Consider the following 14,230-nt stretch of genomic DNA (forward strand, 5'->3'; position numbering starts at 1 on the left):
AAGGCGGACTCGACCGCAAGCCACGGGGACATCTAGTCCGTCGAGGCCTCTGTACTCATGGGTATAGCATCGTTGCTATGGCATGGGGTGCTGTTGAGCTCGAACCGGAGGTGGAGAAGTGGCTGGAAAGTCTGCCTACCGCTTAGTTCGCCCACGCGGCGTTCTCCGTCGATCTACTCGCTGAGCAAGGGCCGCTGCTGGGTGAGCCGTACACCAAGCAGCTTGATCGGAAGCTGCGTGAACTGCGATTCCACCTTGGTAGGCAAGCGGTCCGGATCACGTACTGGATCGCATCAGACAGGAGGATCATCTTGCTGACGGTCTTCTGCAAGACGCGTATGCGCGACGAGCGACAGATCGACCGAGCGCGCCGGGCATTGGCGCGGTGCATCGACGAGGCGCACCAGGTTGTGGGCGAGGAGGGCTAGGCCATGAGCGAGAGTGGCGGTTGGGCCGCTATGCGGGAGCGGCGGTTGGCTGAACCGGGCGCTGCCGAGGCTTACGATGCGGCGCGTTTGGCGTTCGAGCTGGGTCGTTCTGTTCGCGAGCTTCGTGAACGACGAGGCTGGAGCCAGGCGCAACTTGCCAAGGAAGCGGGAATGACTCAGTCGGCGGTCGCTCGGTTCGAGGCGGGCGGGACCGTGCCGACCTTGCCGGTGCTGGAGCGGTTGGCGACGGCGCTCGACGTGAGCCTCAAGGTGGGTTTCGAGCCGCGCGGTGAAGCTGCCTGAGCGGTGGTCGAACGACGCCGAGGAACAGGATCGGTTCGGACCGGCTAACGGCATGTCGTCTGCATACGAACCACCACGCCGGAAGCGGGGCGGCGGCTCGCATGCTGTTCCTCGGGACGGTCAGGAGACTCGTACGGGCCGGAAGGTTGTCCGGATCTGCTCGGTGAGGACGCCGGGCTGCTCGAGGGCGGCGAAATGTCCGCCGTGTTCGAGCTGGGCGTAGTGAAGCACTGTTTCGTAGCGTCGTTCGATCCAGCGCCGGGATGCCTGGACGGCCTCGCCGGGGAAGATGCTGAAGCCCGCGGGTACGGGGTTGGGCTCGCCGGATCCGGCGTTCATGGCGTTGTTCTGCCTCTCCTCCCAGTACAGCCGGGCGGAGGACGCGGCGGCGTTCGGCAGCCAGTAGAGCATGATGTCGTCGAGGATCTCGTCGCGGTCGATGACCTTCTCCGGGTTGCCGTCGTTGTCGGTGACGTCTTGGAAGAGGGTGTAGATCCAGGCGGCAAGTCCGGCTGGTGAGTCCGCGAGGGAGTAGCCGATCGTCTGGGGCCGGGTTGCCTGCTCCCGGGCGTATCCGTCCAGTTCGCTCTGGTAGCGCTGGGCGCGCGCCATCATGTGCTGTTCCTCAGTGGTGGCCTCGCTCATCTCCTGCGGGGTGGGGAACACCATGGGGAAGTTGAAGTGCACGCCCCGGCACCGCTCGGGCGCGGTGCGGGTGATCTGCTCGACGACGGCTGCTCCCCAGTCGCCGCCCTGGGCGAACCAGTTGTCGTAGCCCAGGCGCTGCATGAGGGTGATCCAGGCGTTGCCGACCCGGGAGATGTTCCAGCCTGTCGTGGTGGGCTTGCCGGAGAACCCGAACCCCGGCATCGAGGGGATGACGAGGTGGAAGGCGTCCTCGGCGTTGCCGCCGTGGGCGACCGGATCGGTCAGCGGGCCGATCAGATGCCGGAACTCCAGGATCGACCCAGGCCAGCCATGGCACAGCAGGAGCGGTGCCGCGCCGGGTTCGGCCGAGCGTATGTGCAGGAAATGGATGGGGATCCCGTCGAGCACGGTGCGGGACGAGCCGAAGCTGTTGATGTCCCGCTCGGTGCGCCGCCAGTCGTAGCCGGTGGCCCAGTGGTCACAGAGGGCGCGGATGCGCTCCAGTTGGGGGCCCTGGCCGGCGTCGAGGACGGTTTCGCGGTCCGGCCACCGGGTGGCGGCGAGGCGGCTCAGCAGGTCTTGCAGTTCTTCGTCGGGAACCGCGATCGGGTACGGCTCCACGAGGTCAGTGACGACGGTCTTCAACAGGTGCTCCTCGGTTTTCGGTGGGCGGGCCGTCATTGCAGGCCGTAAGTGGAATACATCTTCAACTTGGAAGAAGTCTTCCACTTATCTGTCGTCCGGGCAACTCGGAGAGTTGCCGCGCAGCCGTAACCAGGCCACCGCCCTGATACGGTGGGCCCGGGCCTGTCATCCGTGCTGGCCGGCCGGCACTGCCGGCGGGGTGAACGCTGCCGCGAAGTCGCGGGTGAAGGCGGCGATGCCGCGCGCGGGGTGGCCGGTGATCGCCTCGACGTGACCGGTCGTCGTGGCGAAGCCGCCGGCACGGATCACGCCGAAGACGCCGGCCAGGTGAGCGGCGAGCCAGTCGGGCAGGCCGTTGCCTTCGAACCGGGGCCGCGCCTGCTCCCCGGTCAGGTCGACGGAACGGACGGGGCTCCCGGTGGCGTCCGTGAGCGCCGCCGCCACGTCCGCGAAGGTGATCGCCGAGGGGCCGGTGAGGTCGTACGTCCGTCCGGTGTGGCCGTCGGCGAGGAGCGTGACGGCGGCTGTCTCGGCGATGTCGCGAATGTCGATCATGGCGACCGGTCGTCCGTCGGTGGGCGCGTGCAGCAGGCCCGTCGACGCGACACCGGCGGCGACCATGAGCAGGTTCGTCATGAAGAAGGCCGGCCGGAGGATCACCGCGGGCACCGGTGAACGCCGGAGGTGCTCCTCGATCTCGCCGTGCCAGCGGTAGGCCGGCAACGTCGACGCGGGGTCGGCGTGCATGGCCGAGAGTTTCACGATCCGCTGGACGCCGGCCTCGGCTGCGGCGTCGATCACGGCAGTTTCGTGGGCGACCTTGCGGGGGCCGTCGGCTGCGCTGAGGTACACGCGCTCGACTCCGCTCAGGGCGCGTCGCAGCGACCCCGGGTCGTCGAAGTCACCCGGGGCGAGCCTGACGTCGCCGAGCCGGGTCTTGGCCGTTGCGGGGTCGCGGACGAGAACAGTGATGTCCGCCGAGTGGTCCTGGAGCGCGCGGACGACGTGGGCGCCGACGGCACCCGTCGCGCCGGTGACGAGGATGCGGGTCATGAGGCTGCCTTTCGGTCGGTGGCCGGCGGGATGTTGTGGCCGAGGCGGAAGATGTTGGCCGGGTCCCAGTCGCGCTTGACGGCAGTGAGCCGGGCGTAGTTGGCGGGGGTGAACGCGGTGCGGGTCTTCGTGCTGTCGGTGAGCAGGGTGAGGAAAGAGCCGCCGGTCGCGTACGGGCGTAACCGGCCCGCCAGGTGGTCGAGGGCTGTGTCGGCCGGGGTGCGGCCGGCGGCGGGGTACGGGGCGACGGCCATGACCGAGAACGGCACGTCACGGTGCCCGGCCGGGCCGGCGTCCGCGCCGGGGTTCGCCATCGCGCCGCCCCAGTGCCGCACCTCGACGAAGGCGAGCGGGGAATCGGCGGCGCCGGCCTCGACGATCGCGTGCAGCACCTCGTCGGGCAGGTCCCGGAACAGCTCGATCTCCTGACGGTTGGCCATCGGCGGCGCGTCGGGGCCGTTGGTGGCGTCACTGGCGACCGGGAACGTGCGCGTCCCGAACGCGTCGAGCAGTGGCGGGCCCGCGGCCTCGAGCAGCGGGGCGAGGACCCGGGGCCCGTCGTCGCCGTGGTGGAACGCCCGGATGGCCAGCACCCGCTTGCCTCGGAGCGGCTCCGGGATCAGCGGCGACGGGGGGAGGCGGAGCAGCAGCACCGCCGTGTTCATGGCGTCGGGCTCGTCGAGGGCCCACTGCCGGTACGCGGCGAGGACGCCGAACGCGTGCTCCAGCGGGTACAGGGACATGCCGGAGTACACCTGGGCCACCGGATGGAGGCGGAACTCCAGTGAGGTGACGACGCCGAAGTTCCCGCCGCCGCCGCGCAGCGCCCAGAAGAGGTCGGGATGCCGTCGTGCGGTCGCGGTCACCGCGGTCCCGTCCGCGGTGACGACGTCGGCGCTGACCACGCTGTCGGCGGCGAACCCGAAGGTCCGCGACAACCATGACTGCCCACCGCCGAGCGTGTACCCGGTCACCCCGACCGTCGAGCACCTGCCCGCGAGCCCGGCGAGGCCGTACCGGGCGGCGGCACGGTTCACGTCCGCCCACACCGCACCCGGGCCGACGCGCGCGACCCGGCGGTGCGGATCGATGTCGACGCTGTTCAGCGCGGTCGTCCTGAGCAGCAGGGCGCCGTCCGCGGCGACGACCGTGCCGTGACCGGTCGCCTGCACCGCGAATGGTAGAGCATGCTCACGTGCGGCGAGGATCGCCGTTCGTACGTCGGTGGCCGTCGTGGCCGTGGCGATGAGCGCCGGTCGTGAGTCGATGGTCCGGTTCCAGCCGAGCCGGTGCTCGTCGTAACCCACCTCGCCGGGCCGGAACACGGCCCCGCCGAACCGGCGTCCGAGCCCGATGTCCTGGAGTGGGACGTGGTATCTCGTCATGTGCCGGAAGTTATGCGGCACCCGGCGGGAAACGGATGTGCTCCGGATGTGGTCCTAGGCTGACGGTGTGATCGTGCGCGTGCTCGGAACGGCCGGCGTCCACGCCGCGGGCAGCCCGGCACCCGGGCTGGAACGCAAGGCGCGCGAGCTGCTGACCATCCTCACCCTGCACGCTCCGGCCGCGGTGACCCTCGACGAGCTCGCCCGGCTGCTCTGGGAGGATCCGCCGCCCTCCGCCGTCAAGACGCTGCGCGCCCATCTGTCCCGCATTCGCGCCGCGCTGCGAGCGGCCGGCCCCGGCGCCGACGTCGAGCGGGCCGGACGTGACGCGTACCGTCTCGCCGTCCCGTCCGGGCGCACCGACGTCGGCCTGGTCGCCGCCGCCCGGGCCCGGGCCCGCCGCCTGCTCGCCGACGGCCGTCCCGACAGTGCCGCCGCGGTGCTGGCCGAGGCCCGCGCGTTGTGGGGCGCCGGCCCTGAGTTGCCGCACACTGCCGCCGCCGCGGCGCTGCGGCGCGGCTGGGACCAGGAGCGGCGGCTTCTCGTGCAGGAGCATCTCGGCAGCCTCGCGGCGGGCGCCGACCCCGGGTCGGCCCTGGGCGAGCTGGAGCAGCTGACGATCGCCGATCCGCTCGACGAGCCGCTGTGGGTGCATTTCGTGCGGGCCCTGCACCGGGCCGGTCGGCAGAACGAGGCTCTGCGTGCCGTGGCCGAGGCCCGTGCCGCGCTCGTCGAGGTCGGCCTCGACCCGTCAGCCGCGCTGCGCGAGGTGCAGGCCGAAGTGCTGCGCTCACCGCTTGCGCCGGTCGCGCGGCCGGCACCGGCCGCGACCGTCGCGGTGCCGGTGCGCTATGCGACCGGCGTCGGCGGCTCGACCGCGTACGCCCGGCTCTCCGGCGATGGCCGCGATCTCGTCGTGCTCAATCCGGCGCTGCTCACCATCGACGGCCTGCTCGACGGCGCGCACGCCCGGGCGGCGCTGGCCGTTCTCGCCGATCACGCCGCGGTGGTCTGTCTCGACCGGCGCGGGATCGGGCTCTCCGACCCGCTCGACCCACGCGAGGCGCCCCCGGACCAGTGGGTCGCCGACGTGCGTCGGGTCCTCGACGACCTCGGGATCGACCGGACCGACCTGTTCGCCAACTTCGACACCGGGCTCGTCGCGCTGGAGTTCGCCGCCCGTCACCCCGACCGGGTGCGCTCGCTGGTCCTGGCGCAGTGCTATCCCCGGTACACCCGCGGCGACGACTATCCCTACGGGATGGACCGCGGCACGACCGAGACTCTGATCCGCGACACGGTCTCGCCCGCCGACCCGGCGCACGGCGTGGACTCCGTCGCCCAGGCGGCTCCGAGCACCGCCGCGGACGACGAGTTCCGGCAGTGGTGGAATCGCCTCGGCCGCCGCGCGGCCGGCCCCGCGGTCGCCACAGCGGTCCGTACGGTCGCCACCACCACCGACGTACGTCATCGCCTGCCCGAGGTCACCGCGCCCACGCTGGTGTTGCACCGCCGCAACTGCCTCAACGTCGACGTCGGGCACGCGTCCTACCTGGCCACCCACCTGCCGGCCGCCCGTCTGCGGCTGGTGGCCGGCACCGATGCACTGTGGTTCACCGACTCGGGAGAGTTGTTGCGGCACACCGTCGACTTCCTCGACGCCCGGGCCGGCTGATCGGATGCCGGCAGAGCCGGGCGTACCGTGGCGGGATGACGCGGGCCGTGACCGTCGAGAATCTGGGGGCCTGGCTGCTCAAGGCCAACGGCGTGACCTCCGACATCGCCGAGGTGGCGGCGCGCCGGGAGCCGGTCCGGCGGTGGTGTGTGCAGCCCGGCTACCGCACGCGGCTCATGGCGGCCGGGCAGCCGGTGATCTTCTGGGTGAGCGGCGACCGCCGCCGGGTGTCCCCGGGCATCTGGGCGGTCGGTGAGCTGACCGGCCCGCCCGCGGTGACGGACGGCAAGTTGCGCGTGCCGCTGGAGTTGCGCTGGCTCGACGAGGATCAGCGCGTGCACCGGGACAGCCTGCTGGCCGATGGCGGCCTCACCACTCTCGAGGTGTTGCGGCAGCCGCAGGCGGGCAACCCCTCCTTCGTCACCGTCGATCAGCTGACCGCGCTCCGGGCGTACCTTTCCCGGGCACTCACAGATCTTCCCGGGTTCCGGCAAGGCGACGGTTGACCTCGGCGAGGTCGAAGGTCTCGGGTTCCCGCGGGTCCTCCTCGTACGAGTACTCGACCGGGGAGTCGCCGGCGAAAGCGGTGCACACCGGGTAGGTGGTGTCGGGCTTGCGCTCCAGGACCTGCTCGAGCGTGATCTCGTGCCACCAGCTCGCGCCGAGGTCGTACTCGTACTGGATCTTCTTTGTCGTTCCGGCGAGGACCGAGCGCAGGCGCGTGGTGAATTCGTCCAGGTTCACGTCTTCCAGGTTGAAGTTCAGGTCGCTGTAATGCCTGGTGCCGGCCCGGAACTGGTGCAGGTGGTCGCCGTCCCAGCCGAACAGGATCTGGATCACCGAGTGCAGGTCGCCGAGGGTCATGGTCGCGGGCACCCGCACCCGGCGCCAGATCGGTGGGCGCCAGCGCGTCAGCGCGACCTTGAGCTGGTACACCTGGTTGATCGAGGCGACCGCGCCGGAGTCCACGAACGCCCGCACCGCCGAGGCAACCCGGTCGGCGTCCGGATGATCGGAGCCGGCCACCGCGGCCAGGCAGGCCTCCACGGTTTCGTCGGGGAAACGGTCGGTGAGCAGCGCCAGCGCCTCGTCCGGGCCGGGCCCGTCCAGCGCGGCGGCGGCGAATTCGACAGCCAGCCAGCGGGCGTCCGCGGGGGAGAACACGAAGGGCTTGCCCCGGTGGTAGGACAGGGTCACCTGGGCAGGCACGCGCAGGTTCGGAACATCTGCCACCGCCTGCCACGCCGCGATTGCCCGCTCACCCAGGTCGTCGGCTATGTCGCCGGCGGCGACCCGGGCCGCCGCCGAGAGGTCTGCGGCGGCAGCAGTTCGCGTGCCGCGTCGGCCGGTGGTCGTGGCTGCAACCATCGCTGCGCCGCCGTCCACGGATCCTTGCCCTGGCGTACGCAATCCGCCAGCATCTCGGCCACCGTGCCGGCGGGCATGTCGGCGCTGATCATGCGTGGCTGGCCGGCCCGGGACGCGGCCAGCCACCAGTGACCCAGGGAAGTGACAGTGGCCGTCGCGCTGTCCTCGCCGGTCACGACACCGAGGTGCCGCGCCAGCTCGACGAAACGTGCGAACCGGTCCGGGGAATCCCGATCCTGATACTCGGTGAGCGTGTGAAGCGGCACCCGGTCGGCCCAGTCCACGTCCTCCTGCGACTCCTCGACGGCGGCGATCACCCGATGCCAGAAGTAGTCCTGTTCGGAGTCGTCCCGGGTGACCAGAGCCTTCAGGAACGCGGTCATGAAGACGGACACGGCCCGCTGGTGCTGTGGATCGGAGTCTGCCGTGCACACCGCCCGGAAACCGGCCCGCCACGCGTCAAGGACCTCGGCGTCGCCCAGCGATGACCACTGCTCCGCCAAGGGCTCGGCCGTGGCGGTCGTGCCGTCGATCGTCAACATGCCGGAGCCGAGGGCGAAGCTCCACGGCCGGCGCAGGACCAGCACGTCCGCCGCGGTCCGCACCTTGGCCGGCACCGGCACACCCAGCAGGGTGCCCGCGGCCGTGACGTCGGAGCGGCGCAGCACCTGACCGGCGGTCACGGGGCGGCCGGTGATGCCGACCCAGAGCGCGAGCCGGCGCGCCTGATCGGCGAAGACACAATCACGGGCCAGGCGTGCCGTGTCGGCGGTGCCGGCATCCTCGGCGAGGGGGCGCGAATCCATGCGGCGACCCTATCCGTGCTCGCGGGAAGTGGTGGGGAGCCGCCCCTGGAAGAGGTATCCGCCGGCTGACGCCGCCACGCCGTTCGGTCAGGCGACCTGCTGCCACCACGGGTCGATCTCCGGCGGGGCGTCCACGTCGACGCGCTCGCCCGGCCGGGGGATCGCCAGCTGGACGCCGCGGGCCTTCGCCTCGGCCCAGGTGCGTTCGGCGGGCTCGGCCCACCGGTGCGTCGCCAGGTCGAAGGTCGCCCAGTGCACCGGGATCAGCAGCCCACCGCGTACGTCGAGATGGGTCGCGATGCCGTCCTCGGGCACCATGTGGATGTCCGGCCAGTCGCTCCCATACGCCCCGACCTGCACCAGCGTCGCGTCGAACGGGCCGTGCTCGGCGCCGATCGCGGCGAAGCCGGGGAAGTAGCCGGTGTCGCCGGAGTAGAACACCCGGCGGGCCGGCCCTTTGATCACCCAGCTGGCCCACAGCGTCTCGTCGCGGCTGAGGCCGCGGCCGGAGAAGTGCCGCGCCGGCGTCGCGATCAGTTCCAGGTCGCCGACCAGGTGCGATTCGTTCCAGTCGAGCTCGGCGATGCGGGTCAGGGGGACGCCCCAGCGTTCCAGGTGCGCGCCGACGCCGAGCGGCACCACGAACGTCGCCCGGTGGTGCGCGGCCAGATGCTGGACGGTCGTCATGTCGAGGTGGTCGTAGTGGTCGTGGGAGATCACCACGGCGTCGATCGGGGGCAGCTCGTGCAGCGGCAGCGGAGGCTCGTGCAGGCGGCGCGGGCCGACGAGCTGGGTGGGGGAGCAGCGTTCGCTCCAGACCGGGTCGAGCAGGACGCGGCGCCCGTCGATCTCGATCAGCGCCGTGGAGTGGCCGAGCCACGTGAGGTGCAGGCTGCCCGCTTCCTGGAAGGCCGGGCTGACCAGGGGAATCGCCTGGTGCGGGCGGCGCGCGGACGTCCCGGTGAACGCGGCGACCGCGATCCGCGGGAGGGCGGTCAGCGACACCGAGGACTGGGTGGGCACGTTGTTGCGGAACCTGCCGCCGGAGAACTGGGGTGAGGCTTCGACGCGGGCGAGGCGGGCGCCGGTCGATTTGCCGCCGATCTGGGCTGCGATGGTGGAGGGCATGCGCTCAATGTAAGCGGTGATAACAATGTAGGCAACGATCACAATGTGTTCGTCGCTTACATCACGGTAGGCTGGGCTCATGAAGACCCGCCCCTACCACCACGGGGACCTGCGTGCCGCCCTGCTGACCCTGGCCGAGGAGACCCTGCGCGAGCGCGGGCCCGGCGAGCTGTCGCTGCGCGAGCTGGCCCGCGAGGCGGGGGTCAGCCCGGCGGCGCCGAGCCGTCACTTCAAGACCAAGCAGGCGCTGCTGGACGCGCTCGCGGTGACCGGTTTCGACCGTCTCGGCGCCGTGATGGCCGGGGCGCTGGACCGTGCCGGGGACGCGTTCGGGCCGCGGCTCAGCGCCCTCACCAGGACTTATGTGACGTTCGCGACGGGCAACGCGGCCCTGCTCGAGCTGATGTTCTCCCGCAAGCACGAGCCCGACGCCCCCGCCGAGCTGATCGAGGCGATGCAACGCCTGATGGCGCTGGCCACCGGCCTGATCGAAGACGGACAGCGCCGCGGCGAGGTCCGCGAGGGGCCGGTGATCCTGCTCGCCGTCCCGCTCGCCGCGATCCTGCAGGGCATCACCGACCTGGCGCTCAGCGGCGGCTTCTCCGACGACGAGATCGACCAGGGCCTGGACGAGACGATCGCCTTCACCCTGCGCGGTTACGCCCCCTGACACCGTCCTTCACGATCAGAACCGCATTCGCCGTACGCGATCCCGCCCCGCCGCGGTCGAAAGCTCCTCGCGGTGCCTATCCGGCCTGGTGGCGCCAGTGGGTGAGGAGGGTGTCGATCTGGGGGCGGATCCGGGTGCGGGCCTCGTCGCGGGGGACGCCGGTCATCAGGAGCTCGTCGTAAGGGGTGTCCTCGTGCCGGATCGAGGCGATGACGGCCCGCGTGACCGCGTCCGGGTCGAGGGAGCGGCCCGCGGCGCTGCGCCCGACGCGCCCGCTGCCACGGACGGCCGCGTGTCGGCTGATCGCCGCGGCGCGGTCCGGCGGGCAGGCCGGGAACAGCCGGACGATCTCCTCGGCCAGTTCCGCCGTGAACGTCTCGTCCCAGGCCGCGCGCCGTTCCTGGTCGCGTTCGCGGCGGCGGGCGCGGACCTCCTCGTCGGAGAGGCACTGCTCCTCGGCCTGCTCGACGGCGGCCTGTTCGACCAGCAGCCCTTGGCGTTCGTGGCGTCTGCGGGAGCGGCTGAACCGGACCACGACGGCGGAGAGCCGGCTGGCCTGTTTCGCGCGGCGGGTCATGGCCACGTTGCCGGCCGGCAGGAACACCAGGTGGTCGAGGTCGGCGCAGCCGAGGCAGAGCGGCCCGGCGGTGTCCATCGTCAGCATGTCGTCGCGTTCCTGCCCGCAGGCGGCGCAGGTGAACTCGCGCAGCGGCATGACGACCACCAGGTCCGGCGGTTTGCTCTGCCGGGTGGTGATCTTCTCGCGCCGGTGCTCGGGCAGGTCGGCCGGCATCCAGTGGGTGCGGTAGGCCAGCTCCAGCTCGGGGTCCCCGGCCGCGGTGAAGCGCAACGGCCGCCGGTCACGGGTGGCGCTCACGTAGTCGATCTCGCCGGCGCGCAGGTCACGGCTCTGCGCCCAGCGGCGGAACACCTCCAGCGCGTCGGCCAGCCGGTCGGCGGAGACGGCCGCGACCGCTTCCAGGTGCGGCACCCGGCCCTGCCGCCAGTCGGTCACGAGGCCGGGCGGCACCCAGCCGATGCCGGACAGGACGTCGAGCGGGCTCACGTGCCCCTGACGCGTCAGCGCCTGGTCGGCAGCGGTCACCACCCGCTTCTCCAGTTTCGAGACGGGCTGCATGAACGGCACGCTACCGGGCCCGGCGGGTGGTTTCCACTGGTGTGGCGCGCTTGACGGCGTACGGCGAAGGGGGTGAAGGGCGACCGGTCAGCGGTGCTCGGCCAGCCACTTCTCGGCGTAGGCGGCGGCGTCCGTGATCGGGAAGAGCCGGCACGGGGCCAGGCCCGCGAAGCCTTTGCTGATCACGTGTCCGGCGGCCCGCTCGAAGTCGGCGCCGAGCCGGGCGAAGTCACCGTCGTCGAGGGACACGTCCTGGTATTCGATCCAGCGCCGCCCGCCGTCCGGGTCGAGGACCGCGCAGCCGTACGTCCGCGGGGCCGCCCCGGGGATCCGGTACTCGGCGAGGTGGAACGCGGTGGCCCGGGCGAACCCGACGCCGAGCAGCAGCGTCCGCGCGCCGGCACGTTCCAGTTTGGCCAGTGGCGAGTCCTCGCCGTAGTGGCAGTCGGGCCGATGATCGGCCATCAGCTCGGCGGCGCGCGGGCCGAGCGCCGCGAACGAGGTCTGCGGGTGCGCGCTGCGGATCGCGCCGGGCCAGGTGCGGACCTGCTCGGTGATCACGCCGACGCCGCTGCTGGGAGTGATCGCCGGGTCGAAGCCGGGCAGCGAGTCACGGATCTCCTGCCACCAGGACTCCGGCGGCGGCGGGTCCCAGCGGGACGGCTCCCGGTTCGGCGTGGTGAAGCTCGGCACGACGAGGGTGCCGTCCGGTCCGAGGACGTCGAGCAGCGCCTGCACGACGGCCACGCTGCCACCGCTGACCCAGCCGAACGCGCTCAGCGAGCTGTGCACGAGCAGCACGCCGCCGCGGGGCACGCCCAGCGCACGCAGGGCGGCGGCGATCGATTGTCGGGTCTGGAACGGAGCCGGCGGCATGCCATAGTGTGACGCCCTCACGGGCGGGCAGGACCACCCGCCCGCGAGGTTGTCAGCTCAGATCCGGCACTGCCAGGTGCTCGCGTCGTGGAAGTCGGCGAACCGGTCGATCGTGGCGGAGCCGCCGACCGTGTAGCGGCAGACCGCCGGCAGGCTGACGTCGAAGTAGACCGGGTCGACCCGGCTGTAGTTGACGCAGTGCCAGTCGTAGACCGTGGTGCCGAGCAGCGCGGCGGCGCTGTGGCCGGTCGAGGTGCAGTAGTCGTCGATCGCCGGGGTGATGACCGTGGACGTGACCCGCCAGCAGCGGACCGACGCCGGGTCGGTGAAGCTGCCGATCCGGTCGACCGCGGCGTCGGTGCCGTAGGTCCACCGGCAGGCGGCCTCGAAGGTCAGGTCGTGCCGGCTGCCGTCACCGGCGACGCAGTGCCAGTCGTACGCGGTCGAACCGGTCAGCGCGGCGTCGGTGTAGCCGATCGAGCGGCAGTAGGCGCCGATGTCGAGCCCGCCGAGCTGCTGGGGCGCCGGGGACGCCGCGGTGGCCGGGCTGACCGCCGCGAGAACTCCGGCGAATCCGGCGATCAGGGCGATCAGCACCTTGCTGAGCGAACGCATAGCTCTCCTGGAGGTACCTGGTGATGTCCGGCAAGCCGGAACCATCCTCTTTGGACAGGGCACGCTCAGCCTAGGGCGCTGACGGCGCTATGCAAGTCCTTGCAAAGAGAACGTAACTTCATGCACCCAATGAATTCTCTTTCTGTCGTACAGAGGTCATCACCGGAGCCGGTCCTCGACCGTTTCGACCGAAGTGCGCCTGTTTCGTCCGAATTTGACCAGAATCGCCGCCACCGTGCTCGCCCTGACACCCGCCACCGTGCCGGACCCCGCCATGACCACCCCCGTGGCGTGCGTCAGCACCATGACCGTCGTGGCGCACGAGGACGACGACCTGCTCTTCGTGAACCCGGAGATCAGCGACGACATCAGCGCCGGTCGCTGCGTCACGACGCTGTACGTGACGTCCGGCGACGCCGCCCGCGGCCCGGCGTACTGGCGAGGGCGTGAGGAGGGCGAGATGGCGGCGTACGCCCGGATGGCCGCGCGACCGTCGCGCTGGACCGAGGACACGCTGACCGCCGACGGTCACACCGTGCACCGCGCCACCCTCGACGGCGCCCCGATCACCCTGCTCTTCCTGCGGCTGCCCGACCGGGTCGGCGGCTGGCCGGACCGTACCCTGCAACTGCTCTGGCTCGACCCGTCGACCCAGGTGCGGCCGCTCGACGACGGGCCGGCCTACACCCGGGCGGGCCTGCTCGGCGTGCTCGGCTCCCTGCTGACGATCCAGCAGCCGCGGGTGATCCGGACGCTCGACTTCCGGGGCGCGTACGGCGACGGCGACCACGACGACCACCACACCGCCGCCTACTTCCTCTGGGACGCCCAGCGGCGCTATCGGACCCCGCACCGGACGATCGGGCACCTCGGCTATCCGGTCGACCGGCAGCCGGCGAACCTCACCGCGGCGCAGTACGAGACGAAGCTCGGCTACTTCCTCACGTACGCCCCGCACGACCCGGTGGTCTGCCAGACCGTGGACTGGTGCACGCGCGGGACCTACGGCGCGTACCTGCGGCGCAACGTCACTGTCGGCCCACCGACCGGGCCGGGCCGCAACGTGGCCGCCCAGGCCCGGGTCACCGCGTCCTCCGGGAACGCCGCGACCGTGCAGGTGCCGGCCAAGGCGGTCGACGGCAGGCTCGGCGCCGACCTGATCGGCGAGTGGGTCACCGCCGGCGAGACCGCCGGGGCCTGGCTCGACCTGCGCTGGCCGGCCCCGCAGCGGCTGGACCGGATCGTCCTGCACGACCGGCCGGACCCCGCGAACCGGATCACGGCGGGCGTCCTGCGGTTCTCCGACGGCAGCCGGATCACGGTCGGGCCGCTGCCGGACGACGGCGCCCCGCTGCTCCTCACGTTCGCTCCGCGGACGGTGACCGGCCTGCGCTTCACGATCACCGCGGTCTCCGCCACGACGACCGATGCCGGGCTCGCCGAGATCCACACGATCACCGCCGCGCCGGCCGCCCGGCGCCCGTGAGCACCG

Annotated in this window: 14 protein-coding genes and 1 pseudogene; 6 read left to right on the top strand and 9 right to left on the bottom strand. The window is 71.7% G+C overall.

The window, feature by feature from the left end; translation table 11 throughout:
• Positions 1–170: 170 nt before the first annotated feature.
• Together Acy02nite_RS04450 and Acy02nite_RS04455 are read left to right on the top strand one after the other, a co-directional pair.
• A pseudogene (locus Acy02nite_RS04450) lies at positions 171–428 on the top strand (type II toxin-antitoxin system RelE/ParE family toxin); the annotation flags it as partial.
• 3 nt (positions 429–431) lie between these two features.
• Positions 432–731 carry a helix-turn-helix domain-containing protein gene (locus Acy02nite_RS04455; protein WP_203738501.1) on the top strand — a complete coding sequence of 100 codons (300 nt, stop codon included), beginning with the start codon at positions 432–434 and terminating at the stop codon, positions 729–731.
• 120 nt (positions 732–851) lie between these two features.
• Here Acy02nite_RS04455 and Acy02nite_RS04460 read toward each other — a convergent pair whose 3' ends face one another.
• The 3 genes from Acy02nite_RS04460 to Acy02nite_RS04470 all read right to left on the bottom strand — a co-directional run bounded on the left by Acy02nite_RS04460 (position 852) and on the right by Acy02nite_RS04470 (position 4,462).
• Complete coding sequence (locus Acy02nite_RS04460) at positions 852–2,024, bottom strand: epoxide hydrolase family protein (protein WP_203738502.1); 1,173 nt, start codon at positions 2,022–2,024, stop codon at positions 852–854.
• 165 nt (positions 2,025–2,189) lie between these two features.
• The gene (locus Acy02nite_RS04465) at positions 2,190–3,077 is read right to left on the bottom strand and encodes an SDR family oxidoreductase (protein ID WP_203738503.1); all 888 of its coding nucleotides are present in this window, start codon (positions 3,075–3,077) and stop codon (positions 2,190–2,192) included.
• Entirely contained in the window at positions 3,074–4,462 is a 1,389-nt protein-coding gene (locus Acy02nite_RS04470; protein ID WP_203738504.1) for an FAD-binding oxidoreductase, read from the bottom strand. The genes Acy02nite_RS04465 and Acy02nite_RS04470 overlap by 4 nt, the downstream gene beginning before the upstream one ends.
• 67 nt (positions 4,463–4,529) lie before the next feature.
• On the opposite strand from Acy02nite_RS04470, the gene Acy02nite_RS04475 reads away from it, so the two are divergent.
• Both Acy02nite_RS04475 and Acy02nite_RS04480 read left to right on the top strand, forming a co-directional pair.
• Positions 4,530–6,137, top strand: a complete 1,608-nt coding sequence (locus Acy02nite_RS04475) for a bifunctional AfsR/SARP family transcriptional regulator/alpha/beta hydrolase (protein WP_203738505.1) — start codon at positions 4,530–4,532, stop codon at positions 6,135–6,137.
• A 35-nt stretch (positions 6,138–6,172) separates the two neighbouring features.
• Positions 6,173–6,643, top strand: coding sequence for a hypothetical protein (locus Acy02nite_RS04480; RefSeq protein ID WP_203738506.1), 471 nt, complete (start codon positions 6,173–6,175; stop codon positions 6,641–6,643).
• Here the strand turns inward: Acy02nite_RS04480 and Acy02nite_RS04485 are convergent.
• The 3 genes from Acy02nite_RS04485 to Acy02nite_RS04495 form a co-directional block, all read right to left on the bottom strand.
• Positions 6,606–7,370 (bottom strand): plasmid pRiA4b ORF-3 family protein, encoded by a 765-nt coding sequence (locus tag Acy02nite_RS04485; protein ID WP_203738507.1) that lies wholly within the window; start codon positions 7,368–7,370, stop codon positions 6,606–6,608. The genes Acy02nite_RS04480 and Acy02nite_RS04485 overlap by 38 nt on opposite strands.
• Before the next feature lie 41 nt (positions 7,371–7,411).
• Positions 7,412–8,311, bottom strand: a complete 900-nt coding sequence (locus tag Acy02nite_RS04490; protein WP_203738508.1) for a hypothetical protein — start codon at positions 8,309–8,311, stop codon at positions 7,412–7,414.
• An 87-nt stretch (positions 8,312–8,398) separates the two neighbouring features.
• On the bottom strand, positions 8,399–9,439 hold the full coding sequence (locus tag Acy02nite_RS04495; RefSeq protein ID WP_239174209.1) for an MBL fold metallo-hydrolase: 1,041 nt from the start codon (positions 9,437–9,439) through the stop codon (positions 8,399–8,401).
• 79 nt (positions 9,440–9,518) lie between these two features.
• On the opposite strand from Acy02nite_RS04495, the gene Acy02nite_RS04500 reads away from it, so the two are divergent.
• Positions 9,519–10,109 (top strand): TetR/AcrR family transcriptional regulator, encoded by a 591-nt coding sequence (locus Acy02nite_RS04500; RefSeq protein WP_203738510.1) that lies wholly within the window; start codon positions 9,519–9,521, stop codon positions 10,107–10,109.
• A gap of 76 nt (positions 10,110–10,185) precedes the next feature.
• On the opposite strand, the gene Acy02nite_RS04505 is transcribed toward Acy02nite_RS04500, so the two are convergent.
• The 3 genes from Acy02nite_RS04505 to Acy02nite_RS04515 all read right to left on the bottom strand — a co-directional run bounded on the left by Acy02nite_RS04505 (position 10,186) and on the right by Acy02nite_RS04515 (position 12,738).
• On the bottom strand, positions 10,186–11,247 hold the full coding sequence (locus tag Acy02nite_RS04505) for a DUF2293 domain-containing protein (protein ID WP_203738511.1): 1,062 nt from the start codon (positions 11,245–11,247) through the stop codon (positions 10,186–10,188).
• An 87-nt stretch (positions 11,248–11,334) separates the two neighbouring features.
• Positions 11,335–12,123 carry an AAC(3) family N-acetyltransferase gene (locus tag Acy02nite_RS04510; protein WP_203738512.1) on the bottom strand — a complete coding sequence of 263 codons (789 nt, stop codon included), beginning with the start codon at positions 12,121–12,123 and terminating at the stop codon, positions 11,335–11,337.
• A gap of 57 nt (positions 12,124–12,180) precedes the next feature.
• Complete coding sequence (locus tag Acy02nite_RS04515; RefSeq protein ID WP_203738513.1) at positions 12,181–12,738, bottom strand: hypothetical protein; 558 nt, start codon at positions 12,736–12,738, stop codon at positions 12,181–12,183.
• A gap of 214 nt (positions 12,739–12,952) precedes the next feature.
• Between Acy02nite_RS04515 and Acy02nite_RS04520 the strand changes: the two genes are divergently transcribed.
• Positions 12,953–14,224 carry a DUF7402 domain-containing protein gene (locus Acy02nite_RS04520; RefSeq protein WP_203738514.1) on the top strand — a complete coding sequence of 424 codons (1,272 nt, stop codon included), beginning with the start codon at positions 12,953–12,955 and terminating at the stop codon, positions 14,222–14,224.
• The last annotated feature ends 6 nt before the right edge of the window (positions 14,225–14,230 follow it).

It is taken from the genome of Actinoplanes cyaneus (assembly GCF_016862095.1).
Taxonomy (GTDB): domain Bacteria; phylum Actinomycetota; class Actinomycetes; order Mycobacteriales; family Micromonosporaceae; genus Actinoplanes; species Actinoplanes cyaneus.